Below are 2,043 nucleotides of genomic sequence, written 5' to 3' on the forward strand. Positions count from 1 at the left end.
CCCATGAAGAGGTCTTGCCCGTCTGCAGCCCGGAGTTGCTGCAAGGCGAACATCCGTTGTGCCCGCCCGGGGATCTCAGGCATCACAAACTGATCCACGACGCCTTTCGCATCGACTGGGCGACATGGCTGCAACACGCCGGCGTTGGCGACGTCGATCCCAAGCGCGGCGTGCGCTTCGATTCCGCCACCTTTGCCGTCGAGGCCGCGGTGCATGGCGAAGGCGTGCTGCTCGGCCGAAGTGCGCTGGTCTCGGCCGATCTGGTGGCGGGGCGGCTGGTCCGGCCCTTCGACCTCGCGCTGAAATCCGCCTCGCGCTACTACGTCGTCTATCGCGATGGCGCACTGCGCCAGAAAAAGATCAAGGCGTTCCGCGACTGGCTGTTTGCTGAAGTGGCCGCCGACTGGATTGGTGCGACGAGGAACGGTTGAACCCAGGTCCTGCAGAGTTTTCGCCAGCACCCCCACCCGGACCTTCGGTCCGACCTCCCCACAAGGGGAGGTAGGGAGCCCAGCTTTTCCCGCATTTCCATAGGAGCGCCGTCCCGCGTGCTGGCAGGGGATTCCTCACCCTCCCCCTTGTGGGGTTCCGAAGGACGGGCGAGACCCGTGGCTCGCCCCGGCAAGTCGCTGCGAAGCAGCGGGGTGGGGTCCGCGCTGCGTTGCAAGGCTTGGGTTTCTCGCGCCCGGAGGGCGGGAAGGTCCGAAGGAGGTCGCTCGCCTCTGCGCTACTCCTTGGCGCGATAGGCTTCCGGCACGACGAACACTTCGTCGGCCCGGCCATAGCCGCCGTCGGCGACCTCCTCCACCAGCACCATCGTGTAGGGGCGCACACCCTCGCCGAAGAAGTCGACGAACATGGCCGTGGTTCGATGGATGAGGTCTTCTTTTTGCGCCTTGGAGAGAGCGGCCTGCGGCATCTTGATGTTGGCGAATGGCATGATCGTTTTCCTGTCTCTTGAGGGTGGATTTCATGCTTTGGGATGGAGCAGGTCGGCAAGGCCGATCCGTTCCAGGAGTTGCGCGCGCACACGGTCGGCAACGCCGTTGACGATCGCGGCGCCATCGTCGGACGGGTCGACGTGGACGCGCAGCGGTCGGTTTCCCCAAGGCATCGCCACGAGATCGACGATTGCCGCCGCGATATCAGCCGGATCGGCATCCGCCGGCTCCAGTGCCGCCAGCCCTTTCAGCGCCTGCTGATCGACACCGGCATAGGGACCGGACCAGTAGGCGCCGGCGCGCTCGGCATCGGTGGGTGCCGCCGCATTGTGGAAATGCTCGGTGCCCTTGGTGAAAGCGCCCGGCACGACGATGGTCGTTTCGATGCCGAAGCGGGCGAGTTCCAGCGCATAGCTCTGCGCCAGCGCGTCCATGCCGGCCTTGGCCGCGAAATAGGGCGCGAGGAACGGTGGCGTGCCGCCGCGCGTGCTGCTCGAACCGACCCAGATCATCTGGCCCCGGCCGAGAGAACGCATATGCGGTAGGGCCGCGCGATTGACGCGCTGCGTGCCGACGACGTTTACGTCATAGAGCTGCGCCAGTTGCTCGGGCAAGAACGCCTCGGTCGGTCCGAACCCCATGTGCCCGGCGTTGTGGATCAGCACGTCGAGCTGGCCGGCCTCGCTGAGGATCAGCCGGACCGCCGCCTCGGCCGAAGCGTCCGAGGTCACGTCGAGCGCGATCGGCTTGAGCGCCAGGCCCTCGTCGCGAGCGAACTTTTCCATCTCGGCTGCCGCCACGCCGCCACGCGCCAAGGGGTCGCGCATCGAGGCGTAGACCGTGTGGCCCGCTCCAGCCAGGGCGCGTGCGGTCATCGCGCCGAAGCCGCTGGAGGCACCGGTGATCAGGATTGTCTTTTGCATGATTATCTCCTCAGACCACGCCGCCATTGGCGCGGATGATTTGTCCGTTGACCCAGAAGCTGTCCGGCCCGGCCAGGAATGACACCAGCCCGGCAATGTCGTCAGGCTGGCCAAGCCGGCCGAGCGGGATCATCTTGCCGATGGCCTCGATCTGCGCCTCGCTCTTGCCGTCCGTGAAC

General features: G+C 66.2%; 4 protein-coding genes. 1 reads left to right on the top strand and 3 read right to left on the bottom strand.

The genetic code is table 11. The features are described 5' to 3' along the window. A partial coding sequence (locus EN935_RS28155) for a LysR substrate-binding domain-containing protein (protein WP_245489068.1) occupies positions 1-431 on the top strand: 431 nt, incomplete at its 5' end. 296 nt (positions 432-727) lie between these two features. Here the strand turns inward: EN935_RS28155 and EN935_RS28160 are convergent. The 3 genes from EN935_RS28160 to EN935_RS42310 form a co-directional block, all read right to left on the bottom strand. After that, positions 728-940: a 4-oxalocrotonate tautomerase family protein gene (locus EN935_RS28160; protein WP_127263805.1), complete on the bottom strand. Its 213-nt coding sequence runs from the start codon at positions 938-940 to the stop codon at positions 728-730. A gap of 30 nt (positions 941-970) precedes the next feature. Further along, on the bottom strand, positions 971-1,867 hold the full coding sequence (locus EN935_RS28165; RefSeq protein WP_109661399.1) for an SDR family oxidoreductase: 897 nt from the start codon (positions 1,865-1,867) through the stop codon (positions 971-973). Between the two features lie 7 nt (positions 1,868-1,874). Then, a partial coding sequence (locus tag EN935_RS42310; RefSeq protein WP_245489070.1) for an SDR family oxidoreductase occupies positions 1,875-2,043 on the bottom strand: 169 nt, incomplete at its 5' end.

The organism is Mesorhizobium sp. M7D.F.Ca.US.004.03.1.1 (genome assembly GCF_003998635.1).
GTDB classification, from domain to species: domain Bacteria; phylum Pseudomonadota; class Alphaproteobacteria; order Rhizobiales; family Rhizobiaceae; genus Mesorhizobium; species Mesorhizobium loti.